Consider the following 20,108-nt stretch of genomic DNA (forward strand, 5'->3'; position numbering starts at 1 on the left):
ATGGCGCCCGATTTCGCCGACCGTGTTTCCCCGCCCTTTCAAGGAGCACGACGACATGACCAAGATCATTGCCGCCGCAGCACTGATCCTGTCCGTGGCAGCTCTGCCAGCAATGGCCTGCCCCTACAGCAAGGCAAAAGCCGATCAGTCCGCTTCGACCACGACGGCCCCGGATGGCACGACGATCATCCTGAAGCCCAAAGCGAACAGCTAAGCGACGGCGGAAAAGTGAAACGGGGCCGGATCGACCGGCCCCGATTTCAGTTGAACCTGTTGTCCCGCGGGAAGCCGCGCGGTGCCATGTAACCCGCGCCCGCGCGCTTGCCCAACCATTCGGTCAGGTCGGGTTCGCTGCGGGTGCGCCCACCGCTTTCCTGCCAACGCAGGCCGTCGGCCAGCGTGATGCAGATCGCGTCGGACAGGCCGCCATCCTTGAACTTCTGCAGGCGCACGCCCTTGCCGCGTCCCATCTCGGGCAGCTCGTCCAGCGGGAAGACCAGCATCTTGCGATTCTCGCCCACGGTGACGACATGGTCGCCCGTGACCGGGCGGCACAGCAGCGCATCCCCGTTCAGCACCTGCTTGCCGGCGCGGGTCTGGGCCAGGATGTCGGGCGCGCCGACGATGAACCCGTCCCCCGCTTTCGACGCGACAAGATAGCGCGTCCCGTCGCGCCACGGGAACATGTCGATCACCGCGGCATCATTCGGCAGGTCGATCATCAGCCGCAGCGGCTCGCCCATGCCGCGCCCGCCGGGCAGATTGTTCGCCGGCAGGGTATAGAAGCGTCCGTTCGCGCCATAGACCATCAGCTTGTCGGTGGTCTCGGCATGAAGCGCCAGGAACGGCCCGTCGCCATCCTTGAACTTCACCTCGGCATCCAGCGGCTGGTGGCCCTTCATCGCACGGATCCAGCCCATCTTGGACAGGATGACGGTGATCGGCTCGCGCTCGATCATCGAATCCATGTCGATCTCGGCCACTTCGCCGGTTTCGCCGATCTCGGTCCGACGCAATCCGCCGGGGGCCGACTTGCCGAACTTGCCGCGGGTCTCGCGCAGCTCTTCGGCGATCTTCGCCCATTGGCTGCTTTCGTCGGCCAGCATGGCGGCCAGACCCTCGCGTTCCCTTGTCAGGTTCTCATGCTCGGCGCGAAGCTCGATTTCCTCAAGCCTGCGCAAGGCACGCAGGCGCATGTTCAGGATCGCCTCGACCTGGACTTCGGACAGCTTGAACTCGGCGATCATCACCGCCTTGGGATCATCCTCGAAGCGGATGATCTCGATCACGCGGTCAAGGTTCAGGAAGGCGATCATATAGCCTTCCAGCACCTCAAGCCGCGCCGCGATCTTGTCCAGCCGGAAGTTCGCACGCCGCACCAGCACGTCGCGCCGGTGGTCCAGGAAGGCGCGCAGCACCTCTTTCAGCGAACAGACCTTGGGCACGCGGCCGTCGATCAGGACGTTCATGTTCAGCCCGAAACGGATTTCCAGGTCCGAAACGCGGAACAGGGCCGCCATCAACTGCTCGGGGTCGACGTTGCGGGCGCGCGGCTCCAGCACGATGCGCACATCCTCGGCCGATTCGTCGCGGACATCGGCAAGGATCGGCACCTTCTTCAGCTGGATCACCTCGGCCAGCCGCTCGATCAGCTTGGATTTCTGGACCTGATAGGGGATCTCGGTCACGACGACCTGCCAGATGCCCCGACCCAGATCCTCGACCGACCAGCGCGCGCGCAGGCGCAGGCTGCCACGGCCAGTGCGGTATGCCTCGGCGATGGTCTCGCGGCTTTCGACCAGAACGCCGCCCGTCGGAAAATCGGGACCGGGCATGATCGAGATCAGCGTGTCGTCGCGGGCATCCGGCGACTTGATCAGGTGCAGGCAGGCGTCGATGACTTCGTGCAGGTTGTGCGGGGGCACGTTCGTCGCCATCCCGACCGCGATGCCGCTGGCGCCGTTGCACAGCAGGTTCGGGAAGGCCGCGGGCAGCACGATCGGTTCTTCCAGCGTACCGTCATAGTTCGGGCGGAAATCGACCGCATTCTCGGCCAGCCCCTCCATCAGGGCCTCGGCGCTCGCGGTCAGGCGGGCTTCGGTATAGCGGCTGGCGGCCGGGTTGTCGCCGTCGATATTGCCGAAGTTTCCCTGCCCGTCGACCAGCGGATAACGCATGGCAAAGGGCTGCGCCAAACGCGCCATCGCGTCATAGATCGCGGCATCGCCATGCGGGTGATAGTTCCCCATCACGTCGCCGGTAATCTTGGCGGATTTCCGGAACGCACCCGTCGGCGAAAGCCTCAGTTCGCGCATCGCGTAAAGGATGCGGCGATGGACCGGCTTCAGCCCGTCGCGTGCATCGGGCAGCGCCCGGTGCATGATCGTGCTGAGCGCATAGGTCAGGTAACGCTCGCCAATGGCGCGCGACAAGGGTTCGGAGCTGGTCTGATCCGCATTCGGATCGGGGATGTTCGGATCGTCGGACATGTCCGGTTGAATATTCCTGCGCGCGCCGTCGGTCCAGCCGGAAATGCGCGTATTGCGCGAGCGCGCCGCTTGTCGCAGAACCGTCCCGGCAACAGGGGGCCATGCATGAAAACCGTTCTGATCACCGGCTGTTCATCGGGCATCGGACTGGATGCCGCCAGGCACATGCGGACGCGGGGCTGGCGCGTGATTGCCACCTGCCGCAAGCCCGAGGATCTGGCCGCCCGCCGTGACGAAGGCTTCGACGCCATCCACCTGGAACTTTCTGATGAAGACAACGTGGCCCGCGCGGCGGATGAGGCACTGGCGTTGGGGCGCATCGACGCGCTGGTGAACAACGCCGCCTTCGCGATTCCCGGTGCGGCCGAGGATCTGCCCCGCGGCGCCCTGCGCTCGATCTTCGAGGCGAACCTGTTCGGCACCCATGACCTGACCCGCCGCCTGCTGCCGCAATTCCGCGAACATGGCGGGCGCGTGGTCAACATCAGCTCGGTTCTCGGCCTTGTCGGCATCCCTTGGCGCGGTGCCTATGTCGCGACAAAATTCGCGCTTGAAGGGCTGACCGACGTGATGCGCGTCGAGATGGCCGATACCCCGGTCAAGTTCATCCTGATCGAGCCCGGACCGATCGGCACCCGAATCCGCCTGAACTCGATCCCGCATTTCGAGGCCTGGATCGACTGGCGGTCCAGTCCGAGGGCCGAGCAGTATCGCCGCGTGCTGCTGAAACGCCTGTATGAACCGGGCGCGAAAAAGGACCGCTTCGAACTGCCTCCGGCGGCAGTCAGTGCCCGGATCGCGCAGGCGCTGGAAAGCCCGAACCCGCGCCCGCGCTATTACGTCACCACGCCCACCCATGTTTCGGGAATCGGCCGCAGGCTGCTTTCCACGCGCGCACTGGACTGGTTTGCACGCCGCAGCTAGTCTTCCCGAGAAAGGCTTCAAGATGCACGACAAACCCCTGCTAATCCTGCTGGCGATCTGCTGCCTCGCCGTCCTCGTGATCCTCACGACGGGTATCGGCGGCTTTGCCAAGGGCGGCGAATTCAACCGCAAGCACGGCAACCGCCTGATGCGCTGGCGCATCATCGCGCAGGCGGTCGCGATCGTCGTGTTCCTGCTGTATCTTTGGGCAAGGAGCCGCTGATGGTTGTCCTGAACCGCATCTATACCCGCACCGGCGACAAGGGCGAAACCGCGCTGTCGAACGGCGAACGCGTTCCCAAGCACGCCCTGCGGGTCGAAGCCTATGGGTCGGTCGACGAACTGAACGCCACGCTGGGTCTTGCGCGATTGCATGCCGAAGGCGAGATGGCCGCGCGGCTTTCGGTGATTCAGAACGACCTGTTCGACCTTGGCGCGGACCTGTCCCGCCCCCGGATGCATGAGGATGCCGAGGCCCCCTATCCCGTTCTGCGCATCATCGACAGCCAGGTCGAGCGGCTGGAATCAGAGATCGACGGCATGAATGCAGCGCTGGCGCCACTGCGCAGCTTCATCCTGCCGGGTGGCAGCGCGCTGTCCGCGCATCTGCACCTGTGCCGGACGGTCGCCCGCCGGGCCGAACGTGGGGCCGTGGCACTGGCTGCGGCCGAGGACGCCAACCCCGCCGCGGTGAAATACCTCAACCGCCTGTCGGACTGGCTCTTCGTTGCGGCCCGCGTCGCCAATGAAAACGGCGCGCAGGACATCCTGTGGGTGCCGGGCGCCAGCCGTTAGCGACATCGGCGCGGGATCGTTGCGAAACGACGCGACGGCGTCGTTTTTTCCCTGTTATTGCCCCGACCGGCCAGCTAACAAAACCCCCGAACAGGTGACGCAACCAAAAGGGAGAGAGACCGATGAAGGTTCTCGTGCCAGTGAAGCGCGTGATCGACTACAACGTGAAGGCCCGCGTGAAGGCCGACGGTTCCGGTGTCGATCTGGCGAACGTCAAGATGTCGATGAATCCCTTCGACGAGATTGCGGTTGAAGAGGCGATCCGTCTGAAGGAGGCCGGCAAGGCCGCCGAGGTGATCGCGGTCAGCATCGGCGTGAAGCAGGCGGCCGAGACGCTGCGCACGGCGCTGGCGATGGGCGCGGACCGGGCGATCCTTGTGGTTGCGGCCGATGACGTGCACCAGGACATCGAACCGCTGGCCGTGGCCAAGATCCTGGCCGCGGTGGCGAAATCCGAGGGCGCCGAGCTGGTGATCGCGGGCAAGCAGGCGATCGACAACGACATGAACGCGACCGGCCAGATGCTGGCGGCGCTTCTGGGCTGGGGCCAGGCGACCTTTGCCAGCAAGCTCGAACTCGACGGCGGCAAGGCCAAGGTCACGCGCGAGGTGGATGGCGGGCTGCAGACGATCGAGGTCGCGCTGCCGGCGGTGGTCACCGCCGACCTGCGCCTGAACGAGCCGCGCTATGCCTCGCTGCCCAACATCATGAAGGCCAAGAAGAAACCGCTGGACGAAAAGACCGCGGCCGATTTCGGCGTCGATGTCAGCCCGCGGCTCGAGGTGGTCTCGACCCGCGAACCGGCCGGCCGCAGCGCCGGCATCAAGGTTGGCTCGGTCGACGAGCTGGTCGCGAAACTGAAAGAAGCGGGGGTGATCTGATGGCTGTTCTTCTGCTGGGTGAAGTCACCGGGGGCGAATTGAACCGCGACGCGACCGCCAAGGCGGTCAATGCGGTGAAATCCCTGGGCGACGTGACCGTGCTTTGCGCCGGGGCGCAGGCCCGGACCGCCGCCGCCGAGGCCGCCAAGATCGCGGGCGTCAGCAAGGTGCTGGTGGCCGAGGCCCCGCTTTACGGCCATCGCCTGGCCGAACCGACCGCGGCGCTGATCCAGTCCCTGGCCGGCGATTATTCCCATATCGCGGCGCCCGCGACGACTGATGCCAAGAACATCATGCCGCGCGTCGCCGCTCTGCTCGACGTGATGGTGATCTCGGATGTCTCGGCGGTGATCGATGCCGACACGTTCGAACGCCCGGTCTATGCCGGCAACGCCATCCAGACGGTGCGTTCGAAGGATGCCAAAAAGGTCTTCACCCTGCGCACGGCCAGCTTCGACGCGGCCTCCGAAGGCGGCGCGGCCAGCCTGGCCGAGGCCGCCCCGGCCACGGACCCGGCGCTGTCGATCTGGCTTGCCGACGAAGTCGCGGCCAGCGACCGCCCGGAACTGACCTCGGCCAAGCGCGTGGTCTCGGGCGGGCGCGGCGTCGGCTCGAAGGACAGCTTCGCGGTGATCGAGAAGCTGGCCGACAAGCTTGGCGCGGCGGTCGGCGCCTCGCGCGCGGCGGTCGACAGCGGCTATGCCCCGAACGACTGGCAGGTCGGCCAGACCGGCAAGGTCGTGGCCCCCGAGCTTTACGTCGCGGTGGGCATCTCGGGCGCGATCCAGCACCTTGCGGGCATGAAGGACAGCAAGGTCATCGTCGCCATCAACAAGGACGAAGAGGCCCCGATCTTCCAGATCGCCGATTACGGCCTGGTCGGCGACCTCTTCACCCTGGTGCCGGAACTGACCGACAAGCTCTGAGCTTCACCGTTTCGGAAAATACCCCGGGGAAGATCCCGAAGGGATCGGGGGCACAGCCCCCACCCACCCAAACCCAGAAAAACCGTCCGTCACACGGACGGTTTTTGCATTGATGCAACACCGGCGTTGCGCCTATCGTCCCGGCGATAGCGCAAGGGGAAGTCATCATGGCAATTCAATCGGTGGGCGTGATCGGCGCCGGTCAGATGGGCAACGGCATCGCCCATGTCTTCGCCCTTGCGGGCTACGTCGTGCTGATGACCGACATCTCGCGCGACGCCATGGACAAGGCGCTGTCGCTGATCGACCGGAACCTTGAACGGCAGGTCAGCCGCGAGAAGATCTCGGCCGAGGACAAGGCCCGCGCAATCGGGCGCATCCGCACGACGATGAATCTGGCCGACCTGGGCCAGTGCGATCTGGTCATCGAGGCCGCGACCGAGCGTGAGACGATCAAGCAGGCGATCTTCGAGGACCTGCTGCCACATCTGAAGCCCGAGACGATCCTGGCCTCGAACACATCGTCGATCTCGATCACGCGGCTTGCCAGCCGGACGGACCGGCCGGGGCGCTTCATCGGCGTGCATTTCATGAACCCTGTCCCGGTCATGCAGCTGGTCGAACTGATCCGCGGCATCGCCACCGACGAGGCGACCTATCGAGAGCTGGCCGATGTCGTCCACAGGATCGGCAAGACCGCCGCCAGCGCCGAGGATTTCCCCGCCTTCATCGTCAATCGCATCCTGATCCCGATGATCAACGAGGCGGTCTATACGCTTTACGAGGGGGTGGGATCGGTCAAGTCCATCGACGAATCGATGAAGCTGGGCGCCAACCACCCGATGGGCCCGCTGGAACTGGCCGATTTCATCGGTCTGGACACATGCCTTGCGATCATGAACGTGCTGCATGACGGGTTGGCCGATACAAAGTATCGCCCCTGCCCGCTTCTGGTGAAATATGTCGAGGCCGGGTGGCTGGGCCGCAAGACTGGGCGCGGCTTCTATGACTATTCCGGAGAGACTCCGGTCCCGACCCGGTAACCGCACCCCGGGCTGCCGGGGCGCTGCCCCGGACCCCGGAGTATTTGCAAAACGGTGAAGATCAGGTCTTGCGGCCGATGCGGGGCTCGGTCCCCGCGACGATGCGGGTAATGTTCGCACGGTGGCGCAGGAAGATCAGGGCCGCCATGAAGGCCGCGACCCCGGCCATGCGCGCCCCGTCCAGCCATAGCGCGATGAAGGGGGCAAGCGCCGCCGCGACCAGCGCCGACAGCGACGAGATCCGGCCGATCACCGCCGCGAGCAGCCATAGCCCACAGGCGGCAAGCCCCAGCCGCCAGTCGAGTGCAAGAAGCGTCCCGAGGAAGGTGGCGACGCCCTTTCCCCCCTTGAAGCCCAGCCAGACCGGGAACAGGTGCCCAAGGAAAGCGGCCGCGCCCGCGATCATCGCGGCGTCCGGCCCGGCAAGCCAGCGGGCAAGCAGCACCGCAGCCGCGCCCTTTCCGGAATCGAGCAGCAGTGTCGCCAAGGCGGCGGGCTTGTTGCCGGTGCGCAGGACGTTCGTCGCGCCGATATTGCCAGAGCCGATCTTGCGCAGGTCGCCCAGACCCAGCGCGCGCGCGATGACAAGTCCGAACGGGATCGAGCCGAGCAGGTAGCCCAGAATGGCCCAAAGGATCATGCCGATGCCTCCTCGCCAAAGACACGGCGGCCCGCGACCCAGGTGCCCAGCACCTTGCCCTGCATCCGCGCCCCGTCGAAGGGCGTGTTCTTGGATTTCGAGACCAGGGTGAAGCGGTCAAGAACGAAGGGCGAATGCGGGTCGAAAAGAACGAGGTCGGCCGGAGCTCCCGCGACGAGCCTCCCGCCATCCAAACCAAGACGTCGCGACGGGTTCAGCGACATCGCACGCCAAAGCTGCGGCAGGCTTAGCCCGCCGGAATGGTAAAGCCGCATCGCCGCGGGCAGCAGCGTCTGCAGGCCCACCGCCCCCGGCGCAGCCTCGGCAAAGGGCAGGCGCTTCGATTCCTCGTCCTGCGGGGTGTGGAAGCTGGCGATCACGTCGATCACGCCATCGGCCACCGCCTCGATCATGGCAAGGCGGTCATCCTCGGCGCGCAGGGGCGGGGTGAAGCGGAAGAAGGTGCGATAATCGCCGACATCGAATTCGTTCAGCGTCAGGTGGTGAATCGAGATCCCCGCCGTGACGTCAAGCCCGGCGTCGCGTGCGCGCTGCAAGGCGGGCAGGCTGGCCGCGACGGTGATCTGGTCGGCGTGGTAGCGCGCCCCGGTCATCGCGACCAAAGCAAGATCGCGGTCCAGACCCATCACCTCGGCCATGGGCGAGACGGCGGGCAGCCCGTAAAGCGAAGCGAACTTGCCGCTGGTCGCGGCGGTGCCGCGCGACAGGACCGGCTCCTGCGGGTGGCCGACGATCAGCGCGCCCAGACCCCTTGCATAGGTCATGCAGCGCGACATCAGTCGCGTGTCCGCGATGACGCGGACGCCGTCGGTAAAGGCGACCGCGCCGGCATCCTGCAGGAAGGACATCTCGACCATCTCGCGCCCGCCGCGATCGCGGGTCAGGGCGGCCATGTGTCGGATGTTCACCGGCGCATCCGCGGCACGTCGCGTGGCAAATTCCAGCGACTCGGGCGCGTCGATCGGCGGCAGGGTATCGGGCCGGGCAATGATGGTCGTGACCCCGCCCGCCGCCGCGGCCAGCCCCGCGCTGCGGAAGCTTTCCTTGTGCCGTTCGCCCGGCTCGCCGATCTTGACGCCCCAGTCGACAAGACCGGGGGCCAGGTACTTGCCGCCGCAATCGATCAGTTCGGCCCCTTCGGGTGCCTCGACATTGACGGCATCGATGCGGCCATCGCGGATCGTCAGCGCGCCGATTTCATCCGTCAGGCCCTCGGGATCGATCAGGCGTGCGTTCTGGAAATGCAGGATCATGCGGGTACCTTTTGGCGATTGGCCCGGATTTCGCGCGCCTGCGCGTCGGCGGCAGACAGGCGCAAGGCTTTGATGGATGGCAGGTGCTTGAGAGGAAAAGCCGTCAGCGGATCCCGCCCTTTGAAAGGACCGCGCGCACGCGAACCGCGACGCGCAAGCTTGGCCTGCGCCGACGGGACGCGACCCGCCGTGATCACGCCATCATCTCCGAGGCTTTCGCCCCGCGTTCGGCGCGCAGATTCCGTGCCAGCAGGTCCATCGCGGCCATGCGGACGGCGACGCCCATCTCGACCTGGTCCTGGATCACGCTGCGGTTGATATCGTCGGCGATGGTGCCGTCGATCTCGACCCCGCGATTCATTGGGCCGGGATGCATGACGATCGCATCGGGCGCGGCCAGTGCCAGCTTGTCGTGGTCAAGGCCCCAGCGGTGGTAATATTCGCGCTCGGAGGGGATGAAGCCGCCGTCCATACGCTCTTTCTGAAGACGCAGCATCATGACGACATCCGCCCCCTTCAGCCCCTCGCGCATGTCCTCATAGACCTCGCAGCCCCAGTCGCGGGCCCCAGCGGGCATCAGCGTGGCCGGGCCGACAAGGCGCAGGCGATTCTCCATCTTGCCGAGCAGGAACAGGTTCGAGCGCGCGACGCGGCTATGTGCGATGTCGCCGCAGATGGCGACGGTCAGGCGGTGCAGCCGCCCCTTGGCGCGGCGGATGGTCAGCCCGTCCAGCAGCGCCTGCGTCGGATGCTCATGCCGGCCGTCGCCTGCGTTGATGACCGCGCAATTCACCTTCTGCGCCAGAAGGTCGACCGCGCCCGATTCCGGGTGGCGAACGATCAGCAGGTCCGGGTGCATGGCGTTCAGCGTCAGGGCGGTGTCGATCAGCGTCTCGCCCTTCTTCACGCTGGAGGTCTGCATCGACATGTTCATCACGTCGGCCCCCAGCCGCTTGCCCGCCAGCTCGAAGCTGGACTGGGTGCGGGTCGAGTTCTCGAAGAACATGTTGATCTGGGTCATGCCCTCCAGCGCATCCGAATGTTTCACGGTGCGTCGGTTCAGGTCGACATAGGTCTCGGCCAGGTCGAGAAGCGTGGTGATCTCGGCCGGGGCGAGCGGCTCGATCCCCAGAAGATGGCGGGCACGGAACATGGCTTGGGTCCCCCGGTTCGGTTGCGGGTTATATGGCAAATGCCGCGCTTGGCGGCAAGCAGCCACGCGGCGCTTGCCGCGAGCATCCTGCCCCTTGTCTTTGCGCCGGATTTGGCCCATCGCGGAAAGCATGAACGATATGAACGGCATTGTCAGCTTCGTCTCGTCGGGGCCGGGTGATCCCGAGCTTCTGACGCTGCGCGCCGTCAAGCGGCTGCAGACTGCGGATGTCGTCCTGTTCGACGACCTTGCCTCGGGGCCGGTGCTGGATTGCGCGGGCCCGGACGCGCTGCGCATCGCGGTCGGCAAGCGCGCCGGTCGGCCCTCGGCCAAGCAGGAGCATGTGAATGCGCTGCTGGTCGAACATGCGCAGGCAGGCCGACAGGTCGTTCGGCTGAAATCCGGCGATTCCGGTGTCTTTGGCCGGCTTGAGGAAGAAATCGCCGCCCTGCGCGCGCATGGCATCCCGTTCGAGATCGTGCCCGGCGTGCCATCCGCCATGGCCGCGGCCGCGGTCGCCGGATTGCCGCTGACCAGGCGGCTGACCGCACGGCGGCTTCAGTTCGTGACCGGGGCCGATGTGACCGGCGGGCTGCCCGCAGACCAGAACTGGGCGGCGCTGGCCGATCCCCATGCCACGACGGTTGTTTTTATGGGGCAGCGCACCTTTCCCGCGATGGCGGAACAACTGATCGGCCACGGCCTGCCGGCTGCGACCCCTGCGCTTTTGGCCGAGGCGGTCGGCCATCCGCACCAGCGGCTGGTGCGCACCACCGTGGCGGGGCTGGCGGCGCTGTTGCTGGCCGAAGGCCCAAGCGCCCATCCGGCGCTGATCCTTTACGGCCCGCTGGCCGACAGCAACTAGGCGAAATCGCCGATCTCCGACTCCGCCCGGTTGCGCCTGCCGCCACCGGGACTATTCTGTCCCCCTGATACAGGAGCGGTCATGCTGGGCTTCGTCACCATCGATCATCGGGCGGGCGCCGCCGACCGGCTTCTGGCCGAGATCGCGGATGCGCTGGAAACAGGGGGGCTCCGGCTGGCCGGCGCGATCCAGGTCAACCTGGACCACGGCCCGGACCGCGACTGCGACATGGATCTGCGAATCCTGGGCGACGGCGACGATGCGCCGATCCGCATCTCGCAAACGCTGGGAACCTGCTCCGAAGGTTGCCGCCTTGATACCGGCGCGCTGGCCCGCGCCGTCGGCCGGGCCGAAGCGGTGCTGGCGCAGGGCGCGGATCTGGTGATCGTGAACAAGTTCGGCAAGCAGGAGGAGTTTGGCCGGGGCTTTCGCGAATTCATCGCCAGCGCCCTTGCGCATGGCATCCCCGTCCTTCTGTCCGTCCCGGCCGAACAGTTGCCTGCCTTCCATGCCTTCGCGGGAGACATGGCCGAACCGGTGCCCCCTGAAGGCGCGCTGGATTGGTGCCATGCCCGCATCGGGCGCGCAGCATGACCGAAAGCATCGACGCGCGCGGATTGCTGTGCCCATTGCCGGTGCTGAGGCTGCGCAAAAGGCTGATCCCCCTGCCCCCCGGCGCGCGTGTCACTCTGCTGGCGACCGACCGCGCCGCGATGATCGACGTGCCGCATTTCTGCACCGAAGGCGGGCACCGCCTTGTCGCCACCCGCGACATCGGCGATGGCGGAACCGAATACACCGTCGAACGCGGAACCGATGCTTGAAATCTTTCTCAAGACCCTGCCCTTTTTCCTGCTGATCGGCACCGGCTGGCTGGCCGGCCGCGTCGGACTGTTCCCGCAAGAGGCGACTGCGTGGCTGACGAAATTCGTCTTCTACTTCGCTTTGTCCGCGATGCTGTTCCGGTTTGCGGCGACCGTGGACATCGACCGGCTTTTCGATCCGGCCTTCGTTCTGGCCTATCTGTGCGGGACATTGGCGCTTTGGGTGATCGCGATGGCCGTGGGCCGCTGGCGACGCCTGCCGCTGGCCGAAGCCGGAATGGAGGCGCATAGCGCGATCACCGGAAACACCGGCTTTCTGGGCGTGCCAATGCTGGTCGTCTTGCTGGGGCAGCAGGCGATCGGGCCGGTCCTGATGGTGCTGACAATCGATCTGGTGCTGTTTTCGACCGTCATCACCTTGATCGTCACCGGCGCGCGCCAAGGCCGCATCACTGCAGCGACCATCCTGCCGCTGGCGCGGGGGATCGCGGCAAACCCGATGATCGTCTCGATGGTCGCGGGCCTTGTCTGGGCGCGGCTGCATCTGCCGATGCCGGCCCCGCTGGACGAATTCCTGTCTCTTCTTGGGGGCGCGGCGACGCCCGGCGCGCTGTTTGCCATCGGCGCTAGCCTTGCCGGCCGCTCGGCCGAGCGGCTGGGCCCGGCGCTGTGGCTGAGCGGAGCGAAACTGTTCCTGCATCCGCTGGCGGTCGGCGTCGCGGCACTGGCGCTGTTCCACGTCGACCCTTTCGCGGCTGGGGTGATGATTGCCGCGGCAAGCCTGCCGGTCGCGGGGAACGTCTATATCCTCGCGCAGCATTTCGGCGTCGCGCCGCATCGGGTTTCGACCGCCATCCTGATCTCGACCGCGGCCAGCATCGCCACGGTCCCTGTCGTCATTCACTGGATCACGAAAGGCTAGACCATGCTTGGCATCTCGGAACTGCGGCTGACGAATCTTTTGCTGGCGGTCGACGACGATGGCATCGCCACGGTCACGCTGAACCGCGCGGCCAAGCGCAATGCCCTGGACGCAGAAACCATCGAGGAGCTGATCGGTGTCTTTACCGCGCTGCCATCCTCGGGTGCGCGGGCCGTGGTCCTGCGCGCCGAGGGGCCGCATTTCTGCGCCGGGCTGGACCTTGTCGAGCATGGCCGCGCCGAACGCACCCCCGCCGAGTTCATGCGCCTGTGCTTGCGCTGGCACGAGGCATTCAACAAGATCGAATATGCCGGGCTGCCGGTCATCGCGGCCCTGAAAGGCGCGGTGGTCGGCGGCGGGCTTGAACTCGCCTCGTCCGCGCATATCCGCGTGATGGACGAGACCACCTATTTCGGCCTGCCCGAGGGGCAGCGCGGCCTGTTCACCGGCGGCGGCGCCACGATCCGCGTGCCCGCCCTGATCGGCAAGGCCCGCATGGTCGACATGATGCTGACCGGCAGGCTTTATTCCGGGGACGAGGCCGTGGCCGTCGGCCTGGCGCAATACCGCGTCCGCGACAGCGAGGCCAAGGCGCTGGACCTGGCCCGGCAAAGCGCCCGGAACACGCCCCTGTCGAATTTCGCGGTCTGCTCGGCGATTTCGCACATGCAGAACATGTCGGGCCTGGACGCCGCCTATGCCGAGGCGATGGTGGCGGGCATCGTGAACACACAGGACGCGGCCATGGACAGGCTGGACGCCTTTGCCCGCGGGACCGCGCACAAGATCGCTCCGGACTAATCGACCGGGCGGATCAGCTTCTTTTCCAGAATGCGAAGGACATTGGCAAGATCGTGGCCGCGCTTCAGGATGCGCCCGTCCATGCCGATGACCGCGTATTGCCCCTGCGCGCCGCGCAGGCGCGGCCGCTTTTCGATCCGATACAGCGGATGTTCGGCAGCACGGCGAAAGACCGAAAAGACCGCGACCTCGCGCAGGAAGGACATGGCGTAGTCCCGCCATTCCCCCGCCGCGACCATCCGACCATAGACCGACAGGATCAATCCAAGCTCGGACCGGTCAAAGGCGACCCGGTCATGCTGCGAGGAAATGCCGAAGGGCGCATTCATCATGACGAAATGGTGACATCTCGCGCCGCGCCGATCAATCGAAAAGGCGCGCGCGCCTGCGGCCGCGGCCCGCCATGCGCGACAGCGTACCGTCGCGCCACATGCCCTCGTGCAGCCCGACCATGGCGACATGGCCCGCGATCAGCGCCAGCATCAGCCAGCCCAGCTCTCCATGCAGGGCATTGCCGAAGCCGACCATCCAGCCGATCTGGGGATCCTGCGCGGCAAAGATCTGGAAACCGAAGGGGGCAAAGACGCGCTCGGACCCATAGGCGCGCAGCAGGGCCGCAAGCGGCACCAGCAACATCACCGCGTAAAGCGACAGGTGTCCCGCCCGCGCCGCGACACCCATCAACCCACCGCCATGCGAGGGCCGGTTGCCGCGGTTCGCCACCGCCCACAGCGCGCGCAGCACGATCAGCACGAACAGCACCGTCCCGACCTTCTGATGCGAGCTGGTGAAGAAGGACACAACCGGCGTGCGCCCGAGAACCAGCTTCAACCCCATTCCCAGGAACTGCCAGGCCAGCAGCGCCGCCATGGACCAATGCAGGGCGCGCGTCAGGCGCCCGTAACGCGTGCTGGTGTCTCGCAGGGGCAGGCTTCCGGCCCGATCGGATGGGTGCATAATGGTGCCCGCTAAAAAGTTGACTGAAATTCCATGTCAACCTAGGGCCAGCCGCGGACCAGGGGCAAGCCTTGACGCCCTCGCTCACGTCGATGTGGTCGGACGAAACATCATCACGACGGATTCCGCTGCAATCGCTGCGGGGTGACCTGGATGACAGGAGGAAGTCCCGGGGCGATCCGGCAGGAGCCTAAGCCCAGGCTGCAGCGGTCCATGGCTTTCGCGCAAGGCTCGATCGCTGCTCGCAGGCAAGGCTGGTGGCGCCGAACGACGCCGGATCCGGGAAACTTCAGTTCGCGCGCTGACGCGACCGGAAGGGCAGCGGCGCGACGGGAATGCCGTCTTCGATCAGGCTGCGCGCGTCCTCGAGCTTCGCCTCGCCATGAATGGCGCGGGCGGGGGCATCGCCCTCATGGATGGCGCGCGCCTCGGCCGCAAAGGACATGCCGACATAGTCTGAATTTTCCTCGATATGCCGGCGAAGCTTGTCCAGCGCGGCCTCTTCGGGGTTGCGGGCCGTATGCAGATCCCCGGACGGTTTGGAACGCGACGTGGCTATTCCGGGCGCCATCAGCACCTTTTCGACCACCGTCGATCCGCAAAGCGTGCAAGCCACCTGTCCCGCGCTCCGCAAGGTCTCGAACCCTTCGGAAGATCGGAACCAGCCATCGAATTCATGGCCCTTTTCGCAGCGCAGGTCATAGCGGATCATCGTCGATTCCTTTCCCTGCAGATATCGGTTCTGGCAGGGTCTTATGCAAGGCCGCCATGCGCGAGGTCCAGGATCCGTGCGACCAGTGGTTGTGGATCGCCCGCCCGCGACAGCAGCATTTCGCGCGCGGTCTTGCCCATTCCCCGCTGGCGCCGCGGGTCTTGCGCCAGCTCGACCAGCCGGGCCGACAGATCGGCCGCGGTGCAGCCCATCGCCGCGCCCGCCGCATCAAGATCGGCGTAGTCGGCGGCGTGGTTCGAGACATGCGGCCCATGCAGGATCGCGCAGCGCCAGGCACCCGGTTCCCACGGGGTATGGCCGCCATGATCCGCAAAGGAACCACAGGTGACGCAGATACCGGCGGCGGCATACCAATCCGCCATCTCGCCCAGCGTGTCGGCCAGCAGGATCTGCGCGTCCAGATCTCCGCCCGTACTGCGGCGGCGGAAGGCAATGCCCCGCGCGGCCAGGCGCGCCGCGACGGCATCCCCCCGTACCGGATGGCGGGGTGCAAGGATCAGCCGCAATCCGGGCACGATCTCGCGCGCGGCAAGATAGGCATCCAGCACGATCTCGTCCTCGCCCTCATGGGTGGACGCGGCCAGCACGGTCTCGGCGCGATCCGGCCCGTCATGGGGCGGCTGGATGCGCGCCGGGTCCAGAAGCTTCAGGTTCAACCGGCTGCCGATCGCGTCGGGGGGCAGGCCCAGCTGCATCAGGCGCTGTTCGCTGCCGGCATCCTGCGCCGACAGCAGGTCGATGCGTTCCAGCATGGGTCGGATCAGACGCGGCAACCGGGCCCAGCGCTCGGCCGAGCGGGCCGAGATGCGCGCGCCCACCACCACCTGCGCCACGCCCAGCTCATCCGCCATGACGGAGCGGTTGGGCCAAAGCTCGTTCTCGACCGTGACCAGCACCGAAGGCTCGATCCGGTCAAGGAAGCGGCCCACGGCCTGCGGCACGTCCAGGGGCGCCAGAACCGCCGTCCATCCCAGCTTGCGGGCCAGAGCGCGACCGGTCGTGCTGTTGGTGGTCACGGTCAGGCGGCTTTGCTCGGCCAGCGCCTCGGCCAGCAACCGGGCCGAGGTCAACTCGCCCACGCTGGCGGCGTGAAGCCAGATCCCCCCCGGCACGACCTCGGGGCCGGTCAACGCAAGGCGTTCGCGCCAGTCCGCGCCCGTCATCGGGGCGGTCAGGCGCAGGGCCGTACCGGCAAGCGCAGTCGCGCCGCGCCAGATCATTGCGGTTTCTCGACGATGGGTGCCAGGGCTCGTCTCCGATCGGGTCGGGGCCAGCCTAGCCCCGCCCCCGGCCGGGATCAACGCAGCACGGCCTCGGCTGCGGCGCGGATCGCGCGGATGTTTTCGCCATAGGGCGCGCTATTGGAAACCGAGCCGCCCTTGAACACGGCCGAGCCCGCGACCAGCACATCGGCCCCTGCTTCGGCGACCAGCGGCGCAGTGGTCGGATCGACCCCGCCGTCGATCTCGATATGGACGGGACGGTCGCCGATCATCGCCCGCAGCGCCCGCACCTTCTCGATCTGGCTGCGAATGAACTTCTGCCCGCCGAAACCGGGGTTCACGGTCATCACGCAGATCAGATCGACGTCGTCAATCAGGCCCTTCGCCGCCTCGGCCGGGGTGCCGGGGTTCAACGCCAGTCCCGCCTTGGCCCCGGTCGCCCGGATCGCCTGCAGGGTGCGGTGGATATGCGGCCCGGCCTCAAGATGGGCGGTGATGAAATCCGCGCCCGATTCCGCGAAAGCATCGATATACTGATCCACCGGCGAGATCATCAGGTGAACATCCATCACGCCCCGGATATGCGGGCGGATCGCCTTGCAGGTGGCCGGGCCAAAGGTGATGTTCGGAACGAAATGCCCGTCCATGACGTCGACATGGACCCAGTCGGCGCCCTGCTCCTCGACTGCGCGGATCTCCTGTCCGAAATTGGCGAAATCCGCCGAAAGGATCGAGGGGGCGATCTTGATGCTGCGGTCGAAGCTCATGGCACGTCCTTCCTGCGGCTGCCGTCAATGTCGAGCCCGCCGGAAAAGACGCGGCTCGCTCGGATATCGGCCTCCGTTATCGTGGAAAGCGATTTGGCGTCAACCACGGCTGCTGCGGAAAAAAGCCGGTTCGCCTGACGCAGTCGTGCCCGGTCCAGCGCATTGCGGATGCTGCGGGCATTGGCGAAATGGGGCTGCTCGCGGCGCAGGCGGACATATTCCGCCATCGCCGCCGCCCCACCCGGATCAAGGACATATCCCTGCGCGCCAAGCATCGCACCCGAGATGCGCCCCAGCTCCTCGTCCGAGTAATCGGGAAACTCGATGTGATGGGCAATGCGCGAGCGGAAGCCGGGATTGGCGGAAAAGAAGCGGTCCATCCGGTCGGCATAGCCCGCCATGATCACGACCAGATCGTCTCGGTTGTTTTCCATCACCTGCAACAGGATCTCGATCGCCTCCTGCCCATAGTCGCGTTCGTTGTCTGGCTTGTAGAGGTAATAGGCCTCATCGATGAACAGCACGCCCCCCATCGCCTTTTTCAGCACTTCCTTGGTCTTGGGTGCGGTATGGCCGATATATTGCCCGACCAGATCGTCGCGGGTGACACTGACCAGATGCCCCTTGCGGACATAGCCCAGCCGATGCAGCAGACCCGCCATCTTCAGCGCGACGGTGGTCTTGCCCGTGCCGGGATTGCCGGTAAAGGACATGTGCAGGGTCGGCGTCTCATGGGCCAGGCCCAGTTGCCGCCGCGCCCGGTCCACCAGCAGCAGCGCCGCAGTTTCACGGATGCGCTGCTTGACCGGGGCCAGGCCGATCAGCTCGCGGTCAAGCTCGTCAAGGATCTCGCGCACGCCCGAGGATTCGTATTCCGCCCTCAGGTCGACCGTGACCGGTGCCGCATCGCCATCCATGACCCCACTCCTTCCTTCATCGTTTGGAAAATACCCTCGGGGGGTCCGGGGGGCAGACGGCCCCCCGGCGCCGCCGGGCCAACAGGCCCGGCAGATGCGTCAGCCCACCATCTCGTGGGTATAGCGGACATGCCGCCCGTCCGCCTCCATCCTCCAGGTGCGGAAGCTCGGCTCATGCGCGGGGCGGTTGACGATGAAGGACATCATCACCGTCTCCCATCCACGACTGCTGTCGAAGGCGTTGATGCGGATATAGGCGTCGCCATGCGCCTTGCGGCACTCGTCCAGTTCCATCATCACGCCCTTCGCGTCCTTCAGGTCGAACATCGGGTTGCCCCACATCTCCCAATAGGTGTTGCGGGGATGGGGCTCGTCGGTGAATTCGATTCCGACCGCCCAGTCGCGGGACAGGATGTATTCGATCTGGTCGCGGATCTGCGCGTCGGTCAGGTCGGGCAGAAAGGAAAAACAACCTTGGGTAATGCGCATCTTTCCTCTCCTTAGCTGACGGATGCGGTGGGAACGAAGTCGGAGGTGTCGGTCGAGGTATAGTTGAAGGTGATGTTCCCCCAGGTATCCAGCGCCGCCTCCAGCGGCTTGCACCACTTCGCGGCCTTGCGCAGGACCTCGGGGCCTTCGGACTTCAGGTCGACGCCCTCGTTCCTGGCCAGGACCATTGCCTCCAGCGCAACGCGGTTCGCGGTTGCGCCCGCCTGGATGCCCATCGGGTGGCCGATGGTCCCGCCGCCGAATTGCAGGACGACGTCATCGCCGAACAGGTCGATCAGCTGGTGCATCTGCCCGGCATGGATGCCCCCCGACGCGACGGGCATGGTCTTCTTCAGGTTGCCCCAATCCTGTTCGAAGAAGATCCCGCGCGGCAGGTCGACCTCGTTATGGATCTCGCGGCAGACATTGTAGAAGCCCTGCACGGTCATCGGGTCGCCTTCCAGCTTGCCGACGGCGGTGCCGCAATGCAGGTGGTCGACGCCCGCCATGCGCAGCCATTTCGCGATCACGCGGAAGCTGATGCCGTGGTTCTTCTGCCTTGTATAGGTGCCATGCCCGGCGCGGTGCATATGCAGGATCATGTCATTCTGGCGGCACCAGTTCGAGATCGACTGGATCGCGGTCCAGCCCACGATCAGGTCGACCATGACGATGACCGAGCCAAGTTCCTTGGCCATTTCGGCGCGGCGATACATCTCTTCCATCGTGCCGGCGGTGATGTTCAGGTAATGACCCTTGATCTCGCCGGTCACGGCGGTCGCCTTGTTCACCGCCTCCATGCAGTAAAGGAAACGGTCGCGCCAATGCATGAAGGGCTGGCTGTTGATGTTCTCGTCATCCTTCATGAAGTCGAGGCCACCCTTCAGCCCCTCATAGACGACGCGGCCATAGTTCTTGCCGGACAGGCCCAGCTTCGGCTTGGTGGTCGCGCCCAGCAGCGGACGGCCGAACTTGTCCAGCCGCTCGCGCTCGACCACGATGCCGGTCGGCGGGCCGGCAAAGGTCTTCATGTAGGCGACGGGAAAGCGCATGTCCTCCAGCCGGGCGGCCTTCAGCGGCTTGAAGCTGAACACGTTGCCGATGATCGAGGCGGTGACGTTCGCAATCGAGCCTTCCTCGAACAGGATCAGGTCATAGGCGACGTAACAGAAATACTGCCCCGGCGTGCCCGGCACCGGCTCGACTCTGTAGGCCTTTGCGCGATATTGGTCGCAAGCGGTCAGCCGATCGGTCCAGACCACCGTCCAGGTCGCGGTCGAGCTTTCTCCGGCGACGGCAGCAGCGGCCTCGATGGGGTCCACGCCCTCCTGCGGCGTGATGCGAAACAGGGCCAGGACATCGGTGTCCTTCGGCACGTAATCGCCGTCCCAATAGCCCATCTGGGCATATTTCAGAACGCCTGCGGCATAGCGCTTCTTGGCGTCGGTGATTTCGGTCTTCGACATCTCGTTCATCGAACTTCCT

General features: G+C 66.0%; 24 protein-coding genes. 12 read left to right on the top strand and 12 right to left on the bottom strand.

The window, feature by feature from the left end:
- Positions 1-55: 55 nt before the first annotated feature.
- Positions 56-214: a hypothetical protein gene (locus RM190_RS02215; protein WP_311757740.1), complete on the top strand. Its 159-nt coding sequence runs from the start codon at positions 56-58 to the stop codon at positions 212-214.
- Positions 215-260: 46 nt separating this feature from the next.
- On the opposite strand, the gene parC is transcribed toward RM190_RS02215, so the two are convergent.
- Positions 261-2,489, bottom strand: coding sequence for a DNA topoisomerase IV subunit A (gene parC, locus RM190_RS02220; protein ID WP_311757741.1), 2,229 nt, complete (start codon positions 2,487-2,489; stop codon positions 261-263).
- A gap of 105 nt (positions 2,490-2,594) precedes the next feature.
- Here parC and RM190_RS02225 point away from each other — a divergent pair, with 105 nt between their 5' ends.
- The 6 genes from RM190_RS02225 to RM190_RS02250 all read left to right on the top strand — a co-directional run bounded on the left by RM190_RS02225 (position 2,595) and on the right by RM190_RS02250 (position 7,058).
- Positions 2,595-3,413 carry an SDR family NAD(P)-dependent oxidoreductase gene (locus tag RM190_RS02225; RefSeq protein ID WP_311757742.1) on the top strand — a complete coding sequence of 273 codons (819 nt, stop codon included), beginning with the start codon at positions 2,595-2,597 and terminating at the stop codon, positions 3,411-3,413.
- Between the two features lie 22 nt (positions 3,414-3,435).
- Positions 3,436-3,636 (top strand): twin transmembrane helix small protein, encoded by a 201-nt coding sequence (locus tag RM190_RS02230; RefSeq protein WP_311757743.1) that lies wholly within the window; start codon positions 3,436-3,438, stop codon positions 3,634-3,636.
- The gene (locus RM190_RS02235) at positions 3,636-4,208 is read left to right on the top strand and encodes a cob(I)yrinic acid a,c-diamide adenosyltransferase (RefSeq protein WP_311757744.1); all 573 of its coding nucleotides are present in this window, start codon (positions 3,636-3,638) and stop codon (positions 4,206-4,208) included. Before RM190_RS02230 ends, RM190_RS02235 begins: the two co-directional genes overlap by 1 nt.
- 122 nt (positions 4,209-4,330) lie before the next feature.
- Entirely contained in the window at positions 4,331-5,089 is a 759-nt protein-coding gene (locus RM190_RS02240; protein ID WP_311757745.1) for an electron transfer flavoprotein subunit beta/FixA family protein, read from the top strand.
- Entirely contained in the window at positions 5,089-6,015 is a 927-nt protein-coding gene (locus RM190_RS02245) for an electron transfer flavoprotein subunit alpha/FixB family protein (protein ID WP_311757746.1), read from the top strand. Before RM190_RS02240 ends, RM190_RS02245 begins: the two co-directional genes overlap by 1 nt.
- A 167-nt stretch (positions 6,016-6,182) precedes the next feature.
- Positions 6,183-7,058 carry a 3-hydroxybutyryl-CoA dehydrogenase gene (locus RM190_RS02250; protein WP_311757747.1) on the top strand — a complete coding sequence of 292 codons (876 nt, stop codon included), beginning with the start codon at positions 6,183-6,185 and terminating at the stop codon, positions 7,056-7,058.
- A gap of 61 nt (positions 7,059-7,119) precedes the next feature.
- On the opposite strand, the gene plsY is transcribed toward RM190_RS02250, so the two are convergent.
- The 3 genes from plsY to RM190_RS02265 all read right to left on the bottom strand — a co-directional run bounded on the left by plsY (position 7,120) and on the right by RM190_RS02265 (position 10,125).
- Complete coding sequence (gene plsY / locus RM190_RS02255) at positions 7,120-7,698, bottom strand: glycerol-3-phosphate 1-O-acyltransferase PlsY (RefSeq protein ID WP_311757748.1); 579 nt, start codon at positions 7,696-7,698, stop codon at positions 7,120-7,122.
- Positions 7,695-8,972 carry a dihydroorotase gene (pyrC, locus tag RM190_RS02260; protein WP_311757749.1) on the bottom strand — a complete coding sequence of 426 codons (1,278 nt, stop codon included), beginning with the start codon at positions 8,970-8,972 and terminating at the stop codon, positions 7,695-7,697. Before pyrC ends, plsY begins: the two co-directional genes overlap by 4 nt.
- Before the next feature lie 193 nt (positions 8,973-9,165).
- Entirely contained in the window at positions 9,166-10,125 is a 960-nt protein-coding gene (locus RM190_RS02265; RefSeq protein ID WP_311757750.1) for an aspartate carbamoyltransferase catalytic subunit, read from the bottom strand.
- 139 nt (positions 10,126-10,264) lie between these two features.
- Between RM190_RS02265 and cobA the strand changes: the two genes are divergently transcribed.
- From cobA to RM190_RS02290, 5 genes are all read left to right on the top strand, one after another.
- Positions 10,265-10,990: a uroporphyrinogen-III C-methyltransferase gene (cobA, locus tag RM190_RS02270; protein ID WP_311757821.1), complete on the top strand. Its 726-nt coding sequence runs from the start codon at positions 10,265-10,267 to the stop codon at positions 10,988-10,990.
- Between the two features lie 81 nt (positions 10,991-11,071).
- A complete protein-coding gene (locus RM190_RS02275; protein WP_311757751.1) occupies positions 11,072-11,584 on the top strand; it encodes a DUF2478 domain-containing protein in 513 nt (170 codons plus the stop codon).
- The gene (locus tag RM190_RS02280) at positions 11,581-11,814 is read left to right on the top strand and encodes a sulfurtransferase TusA family protein (protein ID WP_311757752.1); all 234 of its coding nucleotides are present in this window, start codon (positions 11,581-11,583) and stop codon (positions 11,812-11,814) included. Before RM190_RS02275 ends, RM190_RS02280 begins: the two co-directional genes overlap by 4 nt.
- Entirely contained in the window at positions 11,807-12,736 is a 930-nt protein-coding gene (locus tag RM190_RS02285) for an AEC family transporter (protein ID WP_311757753.1), read from the top strand. Before RM190_RS02280 ends, RM190_RS02285 begins: the two co-directional genes overlap by 8 nt.
- Before the next feature lie 3 nt (positions 12,737-12,739).
- Positions 12,740-13,537 carry a crotonase/enoyl-CoA hydratase family protein gene (locus RM190_RS02290; protein ID WP_311757754.1) on the top strand — a complete coding sequence of 266 codons (798 nt, stop codon included), beginning with the start codon at positions 12,740-12,742 and terminating at the stop codon, positions 13,535-13,537.
- Here the strand turns inward: RM190_RS02290 and RM190_RS02295 are convergent.
- The 8 genes from RM190_RS02295 to RM190_RS02330 form a co-directional block, all read right to left on the bottom strand.
- A complete protein-coding gene (locus RM190_RS02295) occupies positions 13,534-13,866 on the bottom strand; it encodes a DUF2794 domain-containing protein (RefSeq protein WP_311757822.1) in 333 nt (110 codons plus the stop codon). The genes RM190_RS02290 and RM190_RS02295 overlap by 4 nt on opposite strands.
- Positions 13,867-13,900: 34 nt before the next feature.
- A complete protein-coding gene (locus tag RM190_RS02300) occupies positions 13,901-14,494 on the bottom strand; it encodes a cytochrome b (protein ID WP_311757755.1) in 594 nt (197 codons plus the stop codon).
- Between the two features lie 289 nt (positions 14,495-14,783).
- Positions 14,784-15,206, bottom strand: a complete 423-nt coding sequence (locus tag RM190_RS02305; protein ID WP_311757756.1) for a DUF1178 family protein — start codon at positions 15,204-15,206, stop codon at positions 14,784-14,786.
- Positions 15,207-15,247: 41 nt separating this feature from the next.
- On the bottom strand, positions 15,248-16,447 hold the full coding sequence (locus RM190_RS02310; protein WP_311757757.1) for a 3-deoxy-D-manno-octulosonic acid transferase: 1,200 nt from the start codon (positions 16,445-16,447) through the stop codon (positions 15,248-15,250).
- A 77-nt stretch (positions 16,448-16,524) separates the two neighbouring features.
- Complete coding sequence (gene rpe, locus RM190_RS02315) at positions 16,525-17,217, bottom strand: ribulose-phosphate 3-epimerase (protein WP_311757758.1); 693 nt, start codon at positions 17,215-17,217, stop codon at positions 16,525-16,527.
- Complete coding sequence (gene cbbX, locus RM190_RS02320; protein ID WP_311757759.1) at positions 17,214-18,134, bottom strand: CbbX protein; 921 nt, start codon at positions 18,132-18,134, stop codon at positions 17,214-17,216. Before cbbX ends, rpe begins: the two co-directional genes overlap by 4 nt.
- A gap of 99 nt (positions 18,135-18,233) precedes the next feature.
- A complete protein-coding gene (locus RM190_RS02325; RefSeq protein WP_311757760.1) occupies positions 18,234-18,623 on the bottom strand; it encodes a ribulose bisphosphate carboxylase small subunit in 390 nt (129 codons plus the stop codon).
- An 11-nt stretch (positions 18,624-18,634) separates the two neighbouring features.
- Complete coding sequence (locus RM190_RS02330; protein WP_390907811.1) at positions 18,635-20,089, bottom strand: form I ribulose bisphosphate carboxylase large subunit; 1,455 nt, start codon at positions 20,087-20,089, stop codon at positions 18,635-18,637.
- Positions 20,090-20,108: the final 19 nt, after the last annotated feature.

It is taken from the genome of Paracoccus broussonetiae (assembly GCF_031854425.1).
Classification (GTDB): Bacteria; Pseudomonadota; Alphaproteobacteria; order Rhodobacterales; family Rhodobacteraceae; genus Paracoccus; species Paracoccus broussonetiae.